At 70.6% G+C, this 18,706-nt stretch carries 16 protein-coding genes; 5 read left to right on the forward strand and 11 right to left on the reverse strand.

What is annotated here, in order from left to right; translation table 11 throughout:
- Positions 1-77 precede the first annotated feature (77 nt).
- The 5 genes from zomB to glf are packed head-to-tail and all read right to left on the reverse strand — an operon-like array spanning position 78 to position 6,663.
- A complete protein-coding gene (gene zomB / locus FZ046_RS04585; protein WP_070352871.1) occupies positions 78-2,084 on the reverse strand; it encodes a terminal beta-(1->2)-arabinofuranosyltransferase in 2,007 nt (668 codons plus the stop codon).
- Positions 2,062-2,979, reverse strand: a complete 918-nt coding sequence (locus FZ046_RS04590) for a decaprenyl-phosphate phosphoribosyltransferase (protein WP_070352870.1) — start codon at positions 2,977-2,979, stop codon at positions 2,062-2,064. The genes zomB and FZ046_RS04590 overlap by 23 nt, the downstream gene beginning before the upstream one ends.
- On the reverse strand, positions 2,976-3,521 hold the full coding sequence (locus tag FZ046_RS04595; protein ID WP_070352869.1) for a phosphatase PAP2 family protein: 546 nt from the start codon (positions 3,519-3,521) through the stop codon (positions 2,976-2,978). Before FZ046_RS04595 ends, FZ046_RS04590 begins: the two co-directional genes overlap by 4 nt.
- Positions 3,518-5,464, reverse strand: a complete 1,947-nt coding sequence (locus FZ046_RS04600) for a glycosyltransferase (protein ID WP_070352868.1) — start codon at positions 5,462-5,464, stop codon at positions 3,518-3,520. The genes FZ046_RS04595 and FZ046_RS04600 overlap by 4 nt, the downstream gene beginning before the upstream one ends.
- The gene (glf, locus tag FZ046_RS04605) at positions 5,461-6,663 is read right to left on the reverse strand and encodes a UDP-galactopyranose mutase (protein WP_070352867.1); all 1,203 of its coding nucleotides are present in this window, start codon (positions 6,661-6,663) and stop codon (positions 5,461-5,463) included. Before glf ends, FZ046_RS04600 begins: the two co-directional genes overlap by 4 nt.
- A gap of 234 nt (positions 6,664-6,897) precedes the next feature.
- Here glf and FZ046_RS04610 point away from each other — a divergent pair, with 234 nt between their 5' ends.
- Both FZ046_RS04610 and FZ046_RS04615 read left to right on the forward strand, forming a co-directional pair.
- Complete coding sequence (locus tag FZ046_RS04610; RefSeq protein ID WP_070352866.1) at positions 6,898-7,863, forward strand: hypothetical protein; 966 nt, start codon at positions 6,898-6,900, stop codon at positions 7,861-7,863.
- A gap of 191 nt (positions 7,864-8,054) precedes the next feature.
- Complete coding sequence (locus FZ046_RS04615; protein ID WP_099045889.1) at positions 8,055-9,620, forward strand: N-acetylmuramoyl-L-alanine amidase; 1,566 nt, start codon at positions 8,055-8,057, stop codon at positions 9,618-9,620.
- Here FZ046_RS04615 and FZ046_RS04620 read toward each other — a convergent pair.
- The 3 genes from FZ046_RS04620 to FZ046_RS04630 are packed head-to-tail and all read right to left on the reverse strand — an operon-like array spanning position 9,617 to position 11,960.
- Positions 9,617-10,429, reverse strand: a complete 813-nt coding sequence (locus tag FZ046_RS04620; protein WP_170292389.1) for an HAD family hydrolase — start codon at positions 10,427-10,429, stop codon at positions 9,617-9,619. The genes FZ046_RS04615 and FZ046_RS04620 overlap by 4 nt on opposite strands.
- Entirely contained in the window at positions 10,429-11,175 is a 747-nt protein-coding gene (locus tag FZ046_RS04625; RefSeq protein WP_070352863.1) for a lysophospholipid acyltransferase family protein, read from the reverse strand. Before FZ046_RS04625 ends, FZ046_RS04620 begins: the two co-directional genes overlap by 1 nt.
- 2 nt (positions 11,176-11,177) lie before the next feature.
- On the reverse strand, positions 11,178-11,960 hold the full coding sequence (locus FZ046_RS04630) for a lysophospholipid acyltransferase family protein (RefSeq protein WP_070352862.1): 783 nt from the start codon (positions 11,958-11,960) through the stop codon (positions 11,178-11,180).
- A 94-nt stretch (positions 11,961-12,054) separates the two neighbouring features.
- Between FZ046_RS04630 and FZ046_RS04635 the strand changes: the two genes are divergently transcribed.
- Positions 12,055-13,632, forward strand: a complete 1,578-nt coding sequence (locus FZ046_RS04635; protein WP_070352861.1) for an MBL fold metallo-hydrolase — start codon at positions 12,055-12,057, stop codon at positions 13,630-13,632.
- Entirely contained in the window at positions 13,629-13,964 is a 336-nt protein-coding gene (locus tag FZ046_RS04640) for a hypothetical protein (RefSeq protein ID WP_070352860.1), read from the forward strand. The genes FZ046_RS04635 and FZ046_RS04640 overlap by 4 nt, the downstream gene beginning before the upstream one ends.
- Positions 13,965-13,985: 21 nt before the next feature.
- On the opposite strand, the gene FZ046_RS04645 is transcribed toward FZ046_RS04640, so the two are convergent.
- Genes FZ046_RS04645 through serS form a run of 3 tightly spaced genes read right to left on the reverse strand, consistent with a single transcriptional unit; the run spans position 13,986 to position 17,056 of the window.
- The gene (locus FZ046_RS04645) at positions 13,986-14,975 is read right to left on the reverse strand and encodes an MOSC domain-containing protein (RefSeq protein WP_070352859.1); all 990 of its coding nucleotides are present in this window, start codon (positions 14,973-14,975) and stop codon (positions 13,986-13,988) included.
- A 9-nt stretch (positions 14,976-14,984) separates the two neighbouring features.
- A complete protein-coding gene (locus FZ046_RS04650; RefSeq protein ID WP_070352858.1) occupies positions 14,985-15,791 on the reverse strand; it encodes a DUF5718 family protein in 807 nt (268 codons plus the stop codon).
- Between the two features lie 11 nt (positions 15,792-15,802).
- Entirely contained in the window at positions 15,803-17,056 is a 1,254-nt protein-coding gene (gene serS / locus FZ046_RS04655) for a serine--tRNA ligase (RefSeq protein ID WP_070352857.1), read from the reverse strand.
- 216 nt (positions 17,057-17,272) lie between these two features.
- On the opposite strand from serS, the gene FZ046_RS04660 reads away from it, so the two are divergent.
- Entirely contained in the window at positions 17,273-18,706 is a 1,434-nt protein-coding gene (locus FZ046_RS04660) for a septum formation family protein (RefSeq protein ID WP_149484194.1), read from the forward strand.

The raw sequence follows: 18,706 nt of genomic DNA on the forward strand, positions 1-18,706 counted from the left end.
TCGTGGCCACGTGCAGTAGTGAATCACATCACGGCACGGGCCGGGCGGGGGTTAGCTCGCACGGACGTCTCCGCCGGTCAGGGACCGGTCGGCGGCATCCCGCCGTACACCGGCTGTTTGGGCGGCGGCACCGGCAGCCCGCACCGCGCCAGCTCGTAGAGCGGCACCCGGTCGATGCGGTAGGAGTTCAGCTGCGCGGCGTGGACGAGGTTGCTGAGGAAGCGCCGCGGCCCCATCGGCGCACGGACCGCGTTGAGCAGTGCGTCGGTGGCCGGGCACTTCAGCGCGGCCTCGGCCTGGGCGATCCAGTCCTCGTCGAGGTAGGTCGGGATCCACGGCGGTTCCTTGAGGAACGGCCCCTCGGCGACGGCCCAGTCCGGGAACAGGTTCTTGTCGTGGCCGATGCGGCCGTCCTCGATGCGCGCGGTGTGCGCGGCGAGCGGGTTCGCCAGCCCGATCTGGTCGATGACGCGGACGTCGAGGCCCACGTTCATGCCGAGCATGCCGAGGTTGGTGAAGAAGACGGTGTGCGGCCCCCGGTAGTTCGGGTCGCGCGGCAGTGGCGGCGGCAGCGCGGGCACCACGTCCCACTGGTCGAAGTTGCCCGACGGCAGCAGCAGGGCGCCGTCCGGGGTGTTGTCGATCGCCACCAGCACGGCGCGCATGCGCGGGTAGTCGAGGTAGTCCGCGGCGGTCAGGGGATGCGGGTTGCCGGTGGCCTGAGAGTAGAAGCGGCGCTCGTCGACGATCCCCGACGCGGTGACGCGGGTGGCGTCGTAGCCCAGACCCGGCGAATTGGCCGCCCACAGCGACCATCCCGCGATCGCCAGCCACATCGCGGTGGTCGAGCCCGCGAGCAGGTAGCCGCCGACGCGGGTGAATCGGGTGCCGTCGGGAAGCACCACGGGGATGACCGAGATGGGGACCAGCACGCAGAACAGCGGCGTCAGCAGCACGCGGCCGTGCATGAAGTCACCGCCCTGACGCGTCCAGTACACCGCCTGCAGCACGCCGGACAGCACCATGAAGGCGACGACCGCCGGCGGGCTCTGCACCGTGCGCGCGAACCGGCTCACGCCCGGCGGCGGCCGGTGGGTGCTCCACCACGGCATGGTGCGGGTCGCGAAGAGCACCAGCCCCACCGCGGCGAGCAGCATCAGCGGAATCCACAGCAGGTACGGCTGATTGAAGTTGGCCAGATACGTGAAGCCCTGCTCCCACTTGCTGCCCGTCGCGTCCTTGGCGATCGCGGTGCCCGGCACCAGCAAGCCGTAGTACCCCATCCGGAAGATCTGGTAGGCCACCGGCAGCAGACCGCCGGCGACGACGAGCACCGCCCGGCGCCGCCACCCCGGCGTGGCGATCAACAGCATCACCAGCGCCACGCCGCCGATCAGGGCGAGTTCCGGGCGCACCAGCACGCTGAGGCCCGCGACGCCGGCCAGGACGATGACGAACGGCTGGTTGGCGACCGGCCGCGGCGACGCGCGCAGGGCCTGCGACCAGCACACCATCATCCACCACAGCAGCCCGAGATAGGCCAGCACCAAACCGTTCTCGAGCCCGGACGTGGCGAAGTCGCGGGCCGGCGGCACCGCGACGTAGACGAGCACGCCGGCCGGCAGCAGCACCGCGCGCTTGCCCCGCAGCCCCGGCGCGTAGAGCCGCCCGGTGCCCAGCATGGCGAACACGACGCCGGCGACGCTGAGCACCAGGGTCAGCGTCAGCGCGACGTATTCGAGCTGGATGGACCCGCCCAGCCAGGCGAAGAACGTGATCAGGTACGTCCACACGGTGGAGGTGTTGGCCTCGACCCGCTCTCCGACGTTGAACACCGGGCCGTTGCCCGCCAACAGGTTCCGCACCGTACGCAGCACGATGAGTCCGTCGTCGGCGATCCAGCGCCGCTGCCACGCGCCCCAGCCGAACAGCGCCGCCGTGACGACGACGCTCACCCACAGGCTGACCCGCACCCCCGTCCCGAACGGGAACGACGGTGGCCGGGTCAGCCGGCGCACCACCGCGGCGCTGCGCGAGCCGCGGGCGGCAGAGCCGCGCGGATCAGCTGAAGATGACTGCGGCACTGATCGTTCCGATCCACGCCAGGGCCAGCAGCTGCAGCACCCGGTCGCCGAACGCGATCTCCTCGGGCTCGCCGGCCTGACCGCCGTCGACGTCGACGGCGTAGCGCAGGATCGCGATGGTGAAGGGGATCATCGACACCGCGAACCAGGAGCCGCCCGCCGGGCCGTCACGGTAGAACGCCCACAGCCCGTAGCAGACGACGACGGCCGTCGCCGACAGCGTCCACACGAAGCGCAAGTAGGAACTGGTGTAGCTCTCCAGCGACTTGCGGATCTTGGCGCCGGTGCGCTCGGCGAGCTGCAGTTCGGCGTAGCGCTTGCCCGCGGCCATGAAAAGTGAGCCGAAGGCCATCATCAGCAGGAACCACTGCGACAGCGGGATGTTCGCCGCCACCCCACCGGCGATGGCACGGATGAGAAAGCCCGACGAGACGATGCAGATGTCGAGCACGGCCTGGTGCTTGAGGCCGAAGCAGTAGGCGAGCTGGATCCCGATGTAGATGGCCATGACGACGGCCAGGTTCGGGGTGGCAAGCAGGGAGATCGCCAGTGACCCCGCGGCGAGCACGATGGCCAGACCGTAGGCCAGTCCGACCGGGACCACGCCCGCGGCGATCGGCCGGAAGCGCTTGGTCGGGTGGGCGCGGTCGGCCTCGACGTCGCGGGCGTCGTTGACGAGGTAGATCGACGACGCCGCGAGGCTGAACGCGACGAAGGCGATGCCGACGTTGCGCAGCACGTGCGCGAAGTCGAGCTGCACGTCGACGCCCAGGGCCGCCAGCGGTGCGGCGAGCACCAGCAGGTTCTTGACCCACTGGCGTGGCCGCACGGCCTTGACGATCCCGCTGGCGAGGTTCTTCGGCGCACCGCCGACCTGCTGGACTTCCTCGCTCACCTGACCGTCTCCTTCGACACCGTCCGGACCGACACCGTCTCCACCGCGCGGGCCACCACGGTTCCGACCGCGACACCGGTCAGCACGTCCGACGGGTAGTGCACGCCGAGCACCAGGCGCGACAGCGCCATCGGCGGTACCAGCAGCCACGGCAGGGGCAGGCCGCTGGCCCGGGCCAGAAGGATGGCCGCCGCCGTGGTGGACGTCGCGTGCGCCGACGGGAAGCTCAGCGAGCTGGGCGTGCCGACGTTGACGGCGATGTCGGGATGGTCCGGGCGGGTGCGCCGGACGACGCGCTTGACGAGCACGGCCGCGGCGTGCGCGGCGAAGGCGCCCACCGATGCGGTCAGCCAGGCCCGACGGCGCTGCGGCGCCAGCGCGGCACCGGCGAGGCCCACGGCCACCCAGCCCGCGCTGTGCTCGCCGAAGTGCGACAGCGTCCGCGCCCCGCGCAGCACGCCGGGACGTCCCGCGATCGCGTGCTGAACCGCGACCAGGATCGCGTCCTCCCCGTGCGGCGCCCGGTAGGCGTCGTGGCTCATCGCGCGGGGTGTGCTTCTGCGGTGGGCAGCAGCACGCTTTCCCAGTTCTGCTTGCTGGCGAGCACCGGTGCCGCCTCACGGTAGACGCGGCGCATCTTGTTGAACTTGCGGGTGAGCGTGATCTGCCGCTTGACCGACTCGCGGAACAGCTCGAACATCTTCTCCCGGTCGCGCTGCCGGTACACGACGCCGCGGCCGTCGGCGGTGGTGACGGTGACGCCGTCCACGACGCACAGCGAGAACCACCGGGCGTCCTGGGTCGCCACGTTGATCTGCGGCCGGCGGTGATGCTCGGGATCGTGCGCCGTCAGCTGGTGCAGCACGCCGCGCGTGAGGCGGACGCCGATCGCGAGCGGACCGGTGGGGATCTTCACCTTGCGGCGCCAGCGCTTGTCCGACGGCGTCGGCAGCGACGTCGCGCTCGGCAGGACCACGGCGTCGGGATAGGCCTGCCGCATCGCCCGCACGTCGGGCAGCGCCGACTCGAGGATCGAGAAGATGTGGTCGGGCCCGGCGAGGAAGTCGTCCATCGCCTTGTTCTGGATCGCGACGGTCGAGTACTCCAGGCACAGCAGGTGCTTGGCCGTCGCCTTGAGGTGGCTGGCCACCAGGCCGCGGATGTTGCCGTCCCAGTGCATGGCGGCGACGACGAGGCGGTTGCGCAGGTGGAAGTACGCCTGCCAGTCGATGGCGTCGTCCTTGTCGCTCCACGCCATGTGCCAGATCGCCGCACCCGGCAGCGTCACCGTCGGGTAGCCGTGTTCGCCTGCGCGCAAGCCGTATTCGGCGTCGTCCCACTTGATGAACAGCGGCAGCGGCTGTCCCAGCTCCTCGGCCACCGCCCGCGGGATCATGCACATCCACCAGCCGTTGTAGTCGACGTCGACGCGCCGGTGCAGCAGGCGGCTGCGGTAGGACTCCTCGTCGTTGAGGGGGTACTTCGCGAAGTTGTGGTCGTACTCGGTGTTGATCGCGTTGGTCCACATGAAGTTCTCGGCCGCGACCATCTCGCCCATGACGTGCAGGTGGCTGGGCTCCTGCAGGTTGAGCATCTGGCCGCCGACGAGCGTGGGGACCTTGGCGAAGCGGCTGAGTGCGAGAGCCCGCAGGATGGAGTCCGGCTCGACGCGGATGTCGTCGTCCATGAACAGGATCTGTTCGCAGTCGGTGTTCTTCAGCGCCTCGTACATCACCCGGCTGTAGCCGCCGGAACCGCCGAGGTTCGGCTGATCGTGGATGGTGAGCCGGGCGCCGAGACCCGCTGCCGCAGCGGCGAAGTCGGGATGGTCCTTGGCCTTCTTCGTGCCCTGGTCGGACACGATGACCGCGCTGATCACCGAGTCCACCAACGGGTCCGACGTCAGCGCGGCGAGGGCGTTGACGCAGTCCGACGGCCGGTTGAAGGTCGGGATGCCGATGGCGACGTTGGCCCGGCCGGGCGCCTCGACGGGCGCGTACCAGCCGGCGCCGTGCACCGTGACCGTCGAATCGGTGGTGACGTCGAACCAGATCCAGCCGCCGTCCTCGAACGGGTCGAGACCGATCTCGAACTCGACGACCGCCGGGGTGTCGGCGTCGACGCTGGAGGCCGCGGTGCCGCCGACGGTGATGCGGGCGCCGGTGGACTTGGAGCGGTAGACGTCGACGCGGGCGGTGCCGGTGAGTTCGACGCGCAGCACCACGGACTCCAGCACCGACCACCGCCGCCAGTAGCTGGCGGGGAAGGCGTTGAAGTAGGTGGCGAACGAGACCTCGGACTCCGCACCGATCTCCAGCGTGGTGCGCGACGGCGCGTGCGCGCGCCGGGCGTTGGTGTCGGACTCCTCGATGTAGAGCTTGCGGACGTCGAGGGGTTCGCCCGGCCGGGGCAGGATCACCCGCGACAGTAGGCTGACCGCCTTCGAGGTTCCGGCGGCGAGTGCGCCGGACGGGATCTCACTCATGCTGAACTGCTTTCGTCTGACACCAGCGGACTGCCGTCTCTCAGGTGCGGCGCGAGGGTGTTGTCGTACATGTTGAGCGCACTGGCGATGGCCATGTGCATGTCGAGGTACTGATAGGTGCCCAGCCGGCCGCCGAAGAGCACCTTGCCCGTCGCGGTCTCGGCGCGCGCCCGGCCCCGGTACGCCGCCAGCGTGGTGCGGTCGGTCTCGGTGTTGATCGGGTAGTACGGCTCGTCGTCGTCGGCGGCGAAGCGCGAGAACTCGCGCATGATGACGGTCTTGTCGGTCGGGTACGCCCGCTCCGGGTGGAAGTGCCGGAACTCGTGGATGCGGGTGTAGGGCACGTCGGCGTCGTTGTAGTTCATGACGGGCGTGCCCTGGTAGTCGCCGGTCGACAGGACCTCGAGTTCGAAGTCCAGCGTCCGCCAGCCCAGCCGGCCCTCGGCGTAGTCGAAGTAGCGGTCCACCGGGCCGGTGTAGACCACCGGCGCGTCCGGCGACGCGGCGCGCAGCTCGTCGCGCACGTCGAACCAGTCGGTGTCCAGGCGCACGTCGATGCGGTCGTCCGCGGCCATGTTCTCCAGCCAGGCGGTGTAGCCGTCGACGGGCAGGCCCTCGTAGGTGTCGTTGAAGTAGCGGTTGTCGAAGGTGTACCGCACCGGCAGCCGGGTGATGTTGGCCGCGGGCAGCTCCTTGGGGTCGGTCTGCCACTGCTTGGCGGTGTAGTGCTTGACGAACGCCTCGTACAGCGGGCGGCCGATCAGGCTGATCGCCTTCTCCTCGAGGTTCTGCGCGTCGGCGGTGGAGATCTCGGCGGCCTGCTCGGCGATCAGCGCACGGGCCTCGTCCGGGGTGAAGTACCGGCCGAAGAACTGGCTGACCAGACCGAGGCCCATCGGGAACTGGTAGGCCTGGCCGTCGTGCATCGCGAACACCCGGTGCTGGTAGCCGGTGAACTCGGTGAACTGATGCACGTAGTCCCACACCCGCTGGTTGGAGGTGTGGAAGAGGTGTGCGCCGTAGCGGTGCACCTCGATACCGGTGGTGGGCTCGGCCTCGGAGTACGCGTTGCCGCCGATGTGCGGCCGTTTCTCGACCACGAGGACGCGCTTGTCGAGTTGGGTGGCGACGCGCTCGGCGACCGTCAGGCCGAAGAAGCCGGAGCCGACGACGAAGAGGTCGTAAGCAGGGGTGGTCATCGGCAGTCAGGGTATCCGACCGGGCCGATCGAGCCCGAATTCGCCCGCGCGCCGGGCGCGGTCGGGCAGGTCGCGATTCGCTCACGATTCCGCATCGTCACTTCAGTCTCGTCTGTCACATCCGTACCGTCGACCACGTCGGTATCGATGGCCGCATCCGACCCGGATGGCCTGGCATCGAGCCGGCGGGGCACACCCGAGACCTGAAACGCTCGAAACATTGAGGAGACTTCCGTGCCGAACCGACGTCGACGCAAGCTCTCGACAGCCATGAGCGCGGTCGCCGCCCTGGCCGTCGCAAGTCCTGTCGCCATGGTCGCCATGAACGGCCTGAACACCACAGACGAACCGCAGCACCGTGAGTTCACCCAGGCGTCGCTGGTGACCGACCTGCCGAACGAACTGATGTCCGCGCTGAGCCAGGGGCTCTCGCAGTTCGGCGTCAACCTGCCGCCGCTGCCGACCGGCCTGCTCACCGGCTCGGGCGCGCCGGCCGCGTCCGCGCTGTCGCCGGGCCTCGGGGGGCTGACGTCCCCGGGCCTGACCGCGCCGGGCCTCACCCCGGGACTGGGCGCCCCCGGCCTGACCGCTCCCGGGCTGACCGCTCCGGGTCTGCCGGGCGCGCCCGCGCTGACACCGCCGAGCGGCGCGGGCCTGCCGGGCGCGACGCCCGGACTGACCACCCCGGGCCTGACGACGCCCGGCCTGACGGCGCCCGGCCTGACCACGCCCGGACTGACCGATCCCGGGCTCACCAACCCGGCGCTCACCAGCCCGGCCGGCGCGACACCTGGTCTGACCACTCCCGGACTCACGACGCCGGGCCTGACCTCGCCCGGCCTCACCTCCCCCGGGCTCACGTCTCCCGGACTGACGACGCCAGGGCTGACGACCCCGATCTCGAACAGCGTCGGCCTCCCGGGCACCGGTGAGATCCCCATCGGCGCCCCGGTCGGCCTCGATCCGGCGGCAGGCACCTACCCGATCCTCGGCGATCCGTCACTCGGCCTCCCGGCCGCCGCGCCGGCCGCGGGCAGCGGAGGGTTGCTGGGCGATCTGTCCAGCGCCGCCAGCACCCTGGGCGCCGGCCAGGCCATCGACCTGCTCAAGGGCATGGTGATGCCGGCGATCATGTCCGCGGTGCAGTCCGCCGGACCGGCTGCCGCAGCAGCCGCGCCCGCCGCCGCACCCATCCCCTAGACCTGCGACGAAACGGCACCGCAGAAGCAACGATGCTCTGCGGTGCCGTTGCGCGCGGCCGTCGAAAATCCGTCGGCGTGTTTAGTGTGTCGAAACACTGGTAACACCCGACCCATACGTAACATCGGGCCGTGCCGAGTCCCCGGGCCCTTCCGTCGCTGCTGTTCTCCGCAGTGCTCGCGTCGGTCGTCATGCTGCCCATGGCACTCGACGGTTTGCCCGACGGAACCAGTGACCGCGAGGTCGACCCCCTCATCCTGGTGGAGAAACCCCTCGACGGCGTCGGCGGCGGCGAGACCGTCCGCGACGTCACCCAGGACACCCCGTTCTCCGTGGTCGCGCTGACCGGCACCGACATGACCGGCACGTCGGCCAAGGTGCGCGCCAAGGAGGCCGACGGCTCCTGGGGCCCGTGGTACGAGGCCGACCGCGTCGACGGCGGCGGCGACGGCCCGTCGGCCACCGACGGCACCGAACCGGTGTTCGTCGGCAAGACCACCCACGTCCAGATCGCCGTGACCCGTCCGGTCGACGCCCCCACGGGCGCCACCGGCACGCATCCCGGCCCGGGCAAGGGCCTCGGGTACCTGCCGGCCACCGTCGAGCAGCCGACGGCGCCCACCTTCAACGCCGTCCTCATCAGCCCGCCCACCGCACCGGTCGACGTGCAGTTCGAGCCGCCGGCCGCGGTGAGCGCCCCCGGGCAGGCGCCGGCCATCATCGACCGCGCGCACTGGGGCGCCGACGAGCGACTGAAGTGTGGAAACACGGTGTACGACAACGGCGTTCGGGCCGGCGTGGTGCACCACACCGCAGGAAGCAACGACTACTCGCCGGAGGATTCGGCCGGCATCGTCCGGTCGATCTACGAGTACCACACCCGCACGCTGGGCTGGTGCGACATGGCGTACAACGCCCTGGTCGACAAGTACGGCCAGGTGTTCGAGGGCCGCGCGGGCGGCATCACGCGACCCGTGCAGGGCGCCCACACCGGCGGCTTCAACGCCAATACCTGGGGCGTGGCGATGATGGGCGACTTCGAGACGGTGCCGCCCACGCCGATCCAACTCCGCACCACCGGCCGGCTGCTCGGCTGGCGCCTCGGCATGGACCACGTCGACCCCAAGGGCACCGTGGTGCTCACCTCTGCGGGCGGGGACTTCACCCACTTCCCGCGCGGTGCGGCGCCGACGCTGCCCACGATCTTCGCCCACCGCGACGTCGGCAACACCGAATGCCCTGGCAACGCCGCCTACGCCGAGATGGACCTGCTGCGCGACACCGCCGCGAAGTTCAGCACGCCACCCGGGCCGCAGACCCTCGCCGACGCGCTGCGCGGCGGCGCCATCTTCGCCAAGTGGGCGTCTCAGGGTGGCGAGGCCAGCCCGCTCGGTGCGCCGCTGTCACCGGAGGCCGCCGGTGAGGGTGACGCCCGCTACGTCAACTTCCGCAACGGCGCCATGTACTGGTCGCCGGTGAGCGGGGCGCAGCCGGTGACCGGGGTCATCTACGACGCCTGGGCGACCCTCGGCTTCGAGCGCGGCGCGCTCGGTCTGCCCACCAGCGGCGAGATCCAGGAACCGCTGTGGATCGTGCAGAACTTCCAGCACGGCACGCTGAACTTCGACCGGGAGAAGGGCACCGTCACCCGCGTGATCGACGGCGTCCCGCTCGAGCTACCCAAGCCCGCCAACCCCGGCAAGCCGGTGCAGCTGGAGCGGTTCACGCCCATCGACCTGGCCAGCGCCAGCCGCTAGAGCCACCACCGTTCCAGGACGCGGGCCAGCCCGTCGTCGGTGTTGGGTGCCGTCACCTCGTCGGCGGCGGCGATCGCCTCCGGATGCGCGTTGCCCATCGCCACGCCGAGGCCCGCCCAACGCAGCATCGGCACGTCGTTGGGCATGTCGCCGAACGCGACGACGTCCTCGGCGGTGATGCCCCACGGCTCGGCGACCTCGGCCACCCCGCTGGCCTTGCTGATGCCCAGCGGGACGACCTCGATGAGACCGTTGTTGGTCGAGTAGGTCAGGTCGCCGACCAGACCCACGTGCGGGGCCAGCACCTCCTGCATCGCCGCGCTGGTGGCACCGGACTTGCGGATCAACAGCTTCACCGCCGGTGCGCCCAGCAGATCGGCGAGCGAGACCTCGGTGTTGTCCGGATTGAGCCAGGCGTGCTCGTAGCCCGGGGAACTGACGAACTGCGGGGTGGCCGCGTCGTGGGCGGTGCGGCCGACCCGTTCGACCGCCAGCCCGGCGAACGGGATGAGTCGGGTCGCCAGTTCGGCCAGTTCGGCGAGCTGGTCGGGGGACAGCGTGCGCGCCGACACGATGCGGTCGTTGGCCGCGTCGTAGAGCACGGCGCCGTTGGCGCACACCGCCATCGGGGCGAAGCCGAGACCGTCGACCACCGGGGCGATCCACCGCGGCGGCCGTCCGGTGGCGAGGATGAACCGCGTCCCCGCCGCGACGGCGGCACCCACCGCCGCACGGGTGCGGGGGGTGACGTGCTCCTCGTCGTCGAGCAACGTGCCGTCCACGTCGGTGGCGATCAGGGCAGGCAACATCAGCGCTTCTCCGCTCGTCTGCGCGCGCGTTCGGCGAGTTCGGCCGCATCCATCGCGCGGGCCTCCTCCGGGGTGGGCGCCGATCCGCCGAGCCGGCGCGGCACCCAGTACGCCCCCGCCGGATGCGGGTACTTCTCCGAGACCCGGTAGAGGATCGCGGTCATCCGCTCGCGGAGTTCGGCGAGCACGTCGGGCACCGAACCCGTCGCCCGCATGGGCGTGCCCGTCGCGACGGTGACCGGAATCTTCCTGCGGCCGAGACGCTTCGGGTGGTCCTTGGTCCAGATGCGCTGCGCACCCCAGACGATGAGCGGGACGATCGGCACCTGTGCCTCGAGCGCCATCCGCGCGGCGCCGCTCTTGAACTCCTTGAGTTCGAAGCTGCGACTGATGGTCGCCTCGGGGTACACGCCCACCAGCTCGCCTGCTCGAAGTCGTTCCACGGCAACGGGATACGCGTCGCCGCCGGCGCGGCGGTCGACCGGGATCGTGCCGGAGTGCTTGATCAGGTAGTCGACCACCCGTACGTCCTGCATCTCGGCCTTGATCATGAACCGCATCCGCCGCTTGCGGGCCGTCGCGGCGAGCGCCGCGGGCAGGAAGTCGACGTAACTGGTGTGGTTGATCGCGATGACCGCCGGCCCCTCGGCGGGGATGTTCTCCACGCCCTCGAAGGTGATGCGGGTGCCGGTGGCTCGCACCGCCGTCCGGCCCGCGATCTCCAGACTGCGGAAGACCGGTTCCATGTTCAGTCCTGCCCCAGCTCCTCGCCAGGCTCCTCGCGCTGCGCCCGTCGCGCGGCCTTCTCGGCCGCCTCGTCGGCGTCGAGCTGGTCGGCCTCGGCCAGCGTCGGGGCGCCGCCGCCGAGGCGGTGCGGCACCCAGTACTCGCCGGCGGGATGCGGGCCGTAGGCCTCCTGCGTGCGCTCCAGCAGGTCCTGCATGCGGGTGTGCAGCAGCGCCGTCAGTTCGGCCGCGGGCAGCGTCGGCTGGATCGGCTCCCCCACCGTCACGAAGATCGGCACCTTGGGCCGCCGCATGTTCTTGGGATGCCCCTTGGTCCACACGCGCTGGGCACCCCACACGATGTGCGGGACGATCGGCACGTCCGCCGCGATCGCCATCCGCGCCGCACCGGACTTGAAGCCCTTGATCTCGAAGCTGCGGCTGATGGTGGCCTCCGGGTAGACCCCGACGAGGTCGCCCTCCTTCAGCCGGCGGCAGGCCTCCTCGAACGACGCCGCGCCGCTGTCCCGGTCGACCGGGATGTGCCGCAGGCTGCGCATGATGGGTCCGGAGACCTTGCTGTCGAAGACCTCCTTCTTCGCCATGAAGCGGACCTTGCGGCCGCGCCCCTGCAGGTAGGCGGGCAGCCCGGCGAAGGTGAAGTCGAAGTAGCTGGTGTGGTTGATGGCGATCACCGCGCCGCCGGTCACCGGGAGGTGCTCGACGCCGGTGACCGTGAACTTCAGCCCCTGGGCGCGCCACACCAGGCGTGCGACCTGGATGACGGTGCCGTATACGGGTTCCACGCCGGTCAGCCTAGTCGGACGCCGTCGATGAGGGACCAGGGCCGTCGGCGGGCTAGACTCGACCCGAGCAGACACACCGCAGGGAAGGCGATAAGTGCAGGTCACAAGCGTCGGACACGCCGGATTCCGGATCGACACCGCGGCCGGGAGCATCCTGTGCGACCCGTGGGTCAACCCGGCGTACTTCGCGTCGTGGTTCCCGTTCCCCGACAACAGCCGGCTCGACTGGGACGCCCTCGGTGACGTCGACTACCTGTACGTCAGCCACCTGCACAAGGACCACTTCGACCCGGCCCACCTGCGCGCCCACGTCAACAAGGACGCCACGGTGCTGCTGCCCGACTATCCCGTGCCGGACCTGCGCCGCGCGTTGGAGGCGCTGGGCTTCCACCGGTTCTTCGAGACCACCGACTCGGTGAAGCACCGCGTCAGCGGGCCCAAGGGCGATCTGGACGTCATGATCATCGCGCTGCGCGCTCCCGCCGACGGACCGATCGGCGACTCCGGTCTGGTGGTCTCCGACGGCGAGACCGTCGCGTTCAACATGAACGACGCCCGGCCCATCGACCTCGACGTGCTCGGCGAGTTCGGCCACGTCGACGTGCACATGCTGCAGTACTCGGGCGCCATCTGGTATCCGATGGTCTACGACATGCCCGCCCGCGCCAAGGAGGCGTTCGGCACCCAGAAGCGGCAACGCCAGATGGACCGCTGCCGGCAGTACATCGCACAGGTCGACGCCACCTGGGTGGTGCCGTCCGCCGGTCCGCCGTGCTTCCTGGACCCCGATCTGCGCGACCTGAACGACGACCACGGCGACCCGGCCAACATCTTCCCCGACCAGGTGGTGTTCCTCGAGCAGCTGCGCGCCGCCGGCCACGACGGCGGCCTGCTGATGATCCCCGGCACGGTCGCCGACTTCACCGGCTCGACGCTGCACGGGCTCACCCATCCGGTGCCCGACGACGAAGCCGAGGCCATCTTCACCACCGGCAAGGCCGACTACATCGAGGCCTACGCGCAGCGCATGGCCCCGGTGCTGGCGGCGGAGAAGGCGTCCTGGGCGCACGCCGAGGGCGAGTCGCTGCTGGAACCGCTGCGCGCGAAGTTCGAGCCGATCATGCTCCAGACCGACCAGATCTGCGACGGCATCGGCTATCCGGTGGAGCTGCGCCTCGGACCGGCCGGGCGCGGCGAGACGGTGGTGCTCGACTTCCCGAAACGGACGGTGCGTGAGCCGGTTCCGGACGAGAAGTTCCGGTACGGCTTCGAGATTCCCGCCGAACTGGTGCGCACCGTGCTGCGCGACGACGAGCCGGACTGGGTCAACACTATCTTCCTGTCGACGCGCTTCCGCGCCTGGCGGGTGGGCGGGTACAACGAGTACCTCTACACCTTCTTCAAGTGCCTCACCGACGAGCGGATCGCCTACGCCGACGGCTGGTTCGCCGAGGCGCACGACGATTCCGCGTCGATCACGCTGGACGGCTGGGAGATTCAGCGCCGCTGCCCGCACCTCAAGGCCGACCTGTCGAAGTTCGGGGTCGTCGAGGGCACCACGGTGACGTGCAACCTGCACGGCTGGCAGTGGAATCTCGAGAACGGGCGCTGCCTGACGAGCAAGGGCCACGAGCTGCGGTCCCGCCGGCTGGACGGGAGCGCCGGGGCGTGACCGGCGCGGCGCGGCAGTACGACGACGGTCTGGTGCAGCTGGACCGCCACGCATTGACGTTGCGCCGCTACCACTTTCCGTCCGGCACGTCGAAGGTCATCCCGGTGCCCGCCATCCGCGGCTACCGCACCGAGCCGCTCGGGCTGGCGATGAACCGGTTCCGGCTGTGGGGCAGTTCGGATCTGCGGCGGTGGCTGCCGCTGGACGTCGGCCGGCCGCTGAAGTCGACGCTGGTGACCCTCGACGTGCCGGGCACCCGTCCGAGTCCCGCCTTCACCCCGGCGCGGGTGCGGGAGTTCCTCACCCTGCTCGACGAGGTACTCGCCGACTAGGTCCGCTCGTCGGCCCGCCGACTAGGTCCGGCCGCGCAGCACGGTGTTCTCGAGCAGCCGCTGCACGCCGCGCGTCGCCGTCTTACTCGCTGCGTCGAGCGTCCGTCGAACCACGTTGGGCGACACCGGAAGTCGCACCTCGACGGCATCACCCACCCGGATCGTGCCCGGTGTGGTCACGTCGGCGTAGACACCCAGGAAGCGGTCGGTGCGTTCGGCCAAATTCCTGGTGATCCGGCGGTCGAGGTCGAGACCCGGCTGCGGGCGGGTCGGCACGACGCAGCGGATGGTCGGCTGCGTGACGTGCAGGGTGGCGCCACCGACGCGGACGTCGCCACCGGCCCAGGCGGATTCGGGGAACTCATGCCCCGACGCGGCGTCGACGAGCACGTTGGGCCGGAAGCGGCGGACGTCGTAGCCGTCGCCGTCCGGGGACAGCGAGCGCAGGCTGGCGGTGCTCAGCAGGTGCACCGGGCTGAGGTCGACGAAGGTGCCCGGCGGCGTCGTGTAACGCGCCAGCGTGATGATCTGGCGGGTGGTGAACACCGAGGTGTCCGGCAGCGCCTCGGTGTCGTCGAGACCGAAGTCCTTGCGCACCTGGGTCGCCGAGAAGCTGGCCATCGAGTCGGACATGGTCATGCGGTGCTGGCTGGTGTCCGCGCGCGGCGGCAGGGCCACCAGCCGCATCTCCCGGCCGACCAGTTCCGACAGCGCGACGTGCACGGCCGGATCGTCGTCGGTCAGTTCCCGGCCGTCGGGAAAGGCGATCACGACGCCGGGCACGTTGCCCGGTCCGGCGTCGTCGGCCGGCTCGGTGCGGTACCGCGCGGAACAGCCGAGCAGGACCGGCACCCGGCGGGCGGAGACCGTGGCCTTCTTCTCGACGTCGCGGACTGCCCACAGCCGGTCGGCGTGCACGCCGCGGCGGTCGACGCGGACCCGTTGGACCTGGGTGCCGCCCATCGACTTCACCGGGAAGCGCCAGAGCTGCGTCACCGTGGCGTCGGCCATGTGGACCTCCTAGCGGGCGGACACCGTCTGCCGCAGTTCAGAGTAGGCATCGCTGGCCGTGTCGTACACCCGCACGATGGCCTGGTCGCCGGGCTGCAGGTAGGTCGACTCGCCGAGTTCGGTGTACCGGGTGGCGCCGATGCCGATCAGCACGTGCTCCGGCCTACCGGCCGCCACCATCAGCGCGCCGACGTCCTCCAGCGGCGTGTCGGGCGAGCCCTTCTGATTCGCGAGGCGCTCGGTGATCCAGTCGAGCAGCACCTCGCCGTAGTACGAGTAGCCGAGCAGCGGGCTGTCGACGCCGTACTCGTGCTCCTGGCCGTCGGCGGTGCGCAGGTGGCACACCAGCCGCAGGGTGGCCGTCGGGCCGTCCGGCGTGAGGTCGGAGACGTCGAAGAACCGGGCGGCGACGCCCTTGGACGCGCGGCCCCAGTTCTTCTTGTGACTGATCTTCGGCGCGTTGGGCCTGCGGATCGAGCAGTCGTTGAACGCTCCCAGGGCGAACGGCTGCAGCGTCACGACGGTGTCGCCGTCCCACACCACGCGGCAGGCCAGGCCGACCTCGGGTTCGATCTGCAGGTTCAGCGGGGTGTCGCTGGCGGGCAGCGTGATGGCGTCGTGGCTCAGCGGGAACTCGCCGAGGAACGTGTCCGAACCGGGCGCGTACCAGGGGAAGATGCCCTTCGGCGCCGTGCCCTCGCTGGAGACGTTGACGAAGTCGACCGCCTCGCCGGCCTGCTCGAGGTGGCCGGCGAAGTTGCCGGCGACGCCGAAGCCGAACCAGCCCTTCAGCTCGTCGAGGTCGAGGTCGAGCATCCGTAGTTCCGTCATGGCTGGAGCACCGACCTTCCGACGTAGGGCACCAGCGCCTCGGGCACGCGCACGCTGCCGTCGGGCTGCTGGTGGTTCTCGAGAATGGCCACCAGCCACCGGGTGGTGGCCAGCGTGCCGTTGAGCGTCGCGGCGATCTGCGGCTTGCCGTTCTCGTCGCGGTAGCGCGTCGCCAGCCGACGCGCCTGGAACGTCGTGCAATTCGACGTCGACGTGAGTTCGCGATAGGTGCCCTGCGTGGGAACCCATGCCTCGCAATCGAACTTGCGTGCCGCCGACGAACCGAGATCGCCCGCGGCCACGTCGATCACCCGGTAGGGCACCTCGATGGCGGCGAGCATCTGCCGCTCCAGGCCCAGGAGCCGCTGATGCTCGGCCTCGGCGTCCTCGGGCTTGCAGTAGACGAAGCCCTCGACTTTGTCGAACTGGTGCACGCGGATGATGCCGCGGGTGTCCTTGCCGTAGCTGCCGGCCTCGCGGCGAAAGCACGACGACCACCCGGCGTAGCGCACCGGGCCGTTCGACAGATCGATGATCTCGTCGGAGTGGTACCCCGCCAGCGGCACCTCCGACGTGCCGACGAGATACATGTCGTCGGCCTCGAGGCGGTAGATCTCGTCGGAGTGCGCGCCGAGGAAGCCGGTCCCCGACATCACCTCCGGACGCACCAGCACCGGCGGGATCATCAGCGTGAAGCCGTGCTCGGTGGCCGTGCGGACGGCGAGCTGCATGATGCCGAGCTGCAGCAGCGCGCCGACGCCGGTGAGGAAGTAGAAGCGCGAGCCGGACACCTTCGCGCCGCGGTTCATGTCGAGCAGACCCAGCGCCTCGCCGAGTTCCAGGTGATCCTTGGGGTTCTCGATGGCGGGCGGCTCGCCGACGGTCTCGAGCACCACGAAGTCGTCCTCGCCGCCGGGCGGCACGCCGTCGAGGATGACGTTGCCGATCGCCATGTGGGCGGCGGCGAAGCGCTGCTCGGCGTCGGCCTGCTCGCTCTCGGCGGTCTTCACCCGGTCGGCCAGTTCCTTCGCGCGTGCCAGCAGCGCCGGGCGCTCCTCGGGCGAGGCCTTGCCGACCGACTTGCTCGCGGACTTCTGCTCGGCCCGCAGGTTGTCGGCGGCGGAGATGGCCGCACGCCGGGCAGCGTCGGCGTCGAGCAGCGCATCGACGAGCGCGGGATCCTCCCCGCGGGCCCGCTGCGATGCGCGTACCCGGTCCGGGTCGTCGCGCAGGAGCTTGAGGTCGATCACGGGCGTCACCCTACTTTCGTGCGGCCGCGAGGGACATCCCGGTCCGTGGGTGGTCGGTGCGGGGCGACTGTGAAACCCACGACGCCTCACCTGCCATCTGCGCCGCCAGATGCACAATCGGAACGGGTCTCAGGACCTGGCCGGACCGGGGTCAAGGCACAGCCACATAACGTTACATCCGCAACTCTTGTCACAGCCCTCGACGCGCCTGTCACAATGGACCGGATGTCGGAAGCACCACCCATCGAGGACTACCCCGCCGACGACGGCACGCCGTCGCCGGCGCGCCCTGCGTGGTGGCGCAGTCTGCAGTCCAACGGGACCCGCCGTGGCCTGCTGCTCACCGCCCTCGGCGGCCTGCTGATCGCCGGGGTGATCACCGCCCTGCCGGTCGGCGCGGGCGACGGGCCGATCGGGTTGACGGGCACCGCGCTCGGCGGCGCGCGCAGCACCGACACCTTCGACCAGGCCAAGCGCGGCGACTGCCTCGACTGGCCGGAGCGCACGCCTGACAGCGCCAAGATCGTCGACTGCGCCAACGATCACCGCTTCGAGGTGGCCGAGGCCATCGACATGAGCACCTTCCCGGGCAGCGAGTACGGCCCGGACGCCGCGCCGCCGTCGCCGGCGCGCATCCAGCAGATCAGCCAGGAGCAGTGCAGCGCGGCCGCACGCAACTACCTGGGCCCGAAGTTCGACCCCAACGGCAAGTTCACCGTCAGCCTGCTGTGGTCGGGTGACCGCGCGTGGCGCCAGCAGGGCGAGCGCCGCATGCTCTGCGGTCTGCAACTGCCCGGCCCCAACAATCAGCAGCTCTCGTTCAAGGGCAAGGTCGCCACCCTGGACCAGTCGCAGGTCTGGTCGGCGGGCACGTGCCTGGGCATCGACCCGGCCACCAACCAGCCCACCGACATCCCCGTCGACTGCGCGGCGCCACACGCCATGGAGGTCACCGGCTCGGTGAACCTCGCCGAGAAGTTCCCCGGCCCGCTGCCCGCCGAGGCCGACCAGGACGCCTTCATCAAGGACGAGTGCACTCGGCTCACCGATGCCTACCTCGCCCCGGTGCAGTTGCGCAGCACCACGCTGACGCTCATCTACGGCACCATCTCGCTGCCGAGCTGGTCGGCAGGCAGCCACCAGGTGTCGTGCAGCATCGGCGCGACACTCGGCAACGGCGGCTGGTCGACGCTGCTGAACAGCGCCAAGGGCCCGCTGGTCATCAACGGCCGCCCGCCGGTGCCGCCGCCGGACATCCCCGAGGAGCGGCTCAACCTGCCGCCCATCCCGATGCCGGACACGTCGAGCCAGATGACCTCCGAGATCGACCTGAGCGATCAGTCGTCGTCCTCGTCGTCGTCGTCCTCCTCCACCTCGACGTCCACGCGCCAGGACCCCAACCAGCACCTGCCGGGCCAGTCGTCGACGGCGAACACCACCGAGCAGCAGGCACCGCCGCAGGGCAACACGTTCCTCAACGGGCCGCCCCCGCCGCCGGGAGCGCCGCCGGCGGACGCCCCGCCGCAGGACGCGCTGCCCCCGCCGGGCGATCCGGCCGCACCGCCGCCCCCGGCACCGGTCGATCCTGCCGCGCCGCCGGCCGGGCCGGCCCCGGGACCGCTGCAGCTTCCGCCGCCGCCACCGGCCTGA

The organism is Mycolicibacterium grossiae (genome assembly GCF_008329645.1).
Lineage (GTDB): Bacteria > Actinomycetota > Actinomycetes > Mycobacteriales > Mycobacteriaceae > Mycobacterium > Mycobacterium grossiae.

What these genes read in the sequence shown, in the direction of transcription:
- glf (WP_070352867.1), bottom strand. Translation starts at nt 6,663, where the DNA reads ATGACCACCCCTGCTTACGACCTCTTCGTCGTCGGCTCCGGCTTCTTC.
- FZ046_RS04625 (WP_070352863.1), bottom strand. Translation starts at nt 11,175, where the DNA reads ATGGAACCGGTCTTCCGCAGTCTGGAGATCGCGGGCCGGACGGCGGTG.
- FZ046_RS04620 (WP_170292389.1), bottom strand. Translation starts at nt 10,429, where the DNA reads ATGTTGCCTGCCCTGATCGCCACCGACGTGGACGGCACGTTGCTCGAC.
- FZ046_RS04660 (WP_149484194.1), top strand. Translation starts at nt 17,273, where the DNA reads ATGGACCGGATGTCGGAAGCACCACCCATCGAGGACTACCCCGCCGAC.
- FZ046_RS04650 (WP_070352858.1), bottom strand. Translation starts at nt 15,791, where the DNA reads ATGCTCGACCTCGACCTCGACGAGCTGAAGGGCTGGTTCGGCTTCGGC.
- FZ046_RS04645 (WP_070352859.1), bottom strand. Translation starts at nt 14,975, where the DNA reads ATGGCCGACGCCACGGTGACGCAGCTCTGGCGCTTCCCGGTGAAGTCG.
- FZ046_RS04595 (WP_070352869.1), bottom strand. Translation starts at nt 3,521, where the DNA reads ATGAGCCACGACGCCTACCGGGCGCCGCACGGGGAGGACGCGATCCTG.
- FZ046_RS04600 (WP_070352868.1), bottom strand. Translation starts at nt 5,464, where the DNA reads ATGAGTGAGATCCCGTCCGGCGCACTCGCCGCCGGAACCTCGAAGGCG.
- FZ046_RS04615 (WP_099045889.1), top strand. Translation starts at nt 8,055, where the DNA reads ATGCTGCCCATGGCACTCGACGGTTTGCCCGACGGAACCAGTGACCGC.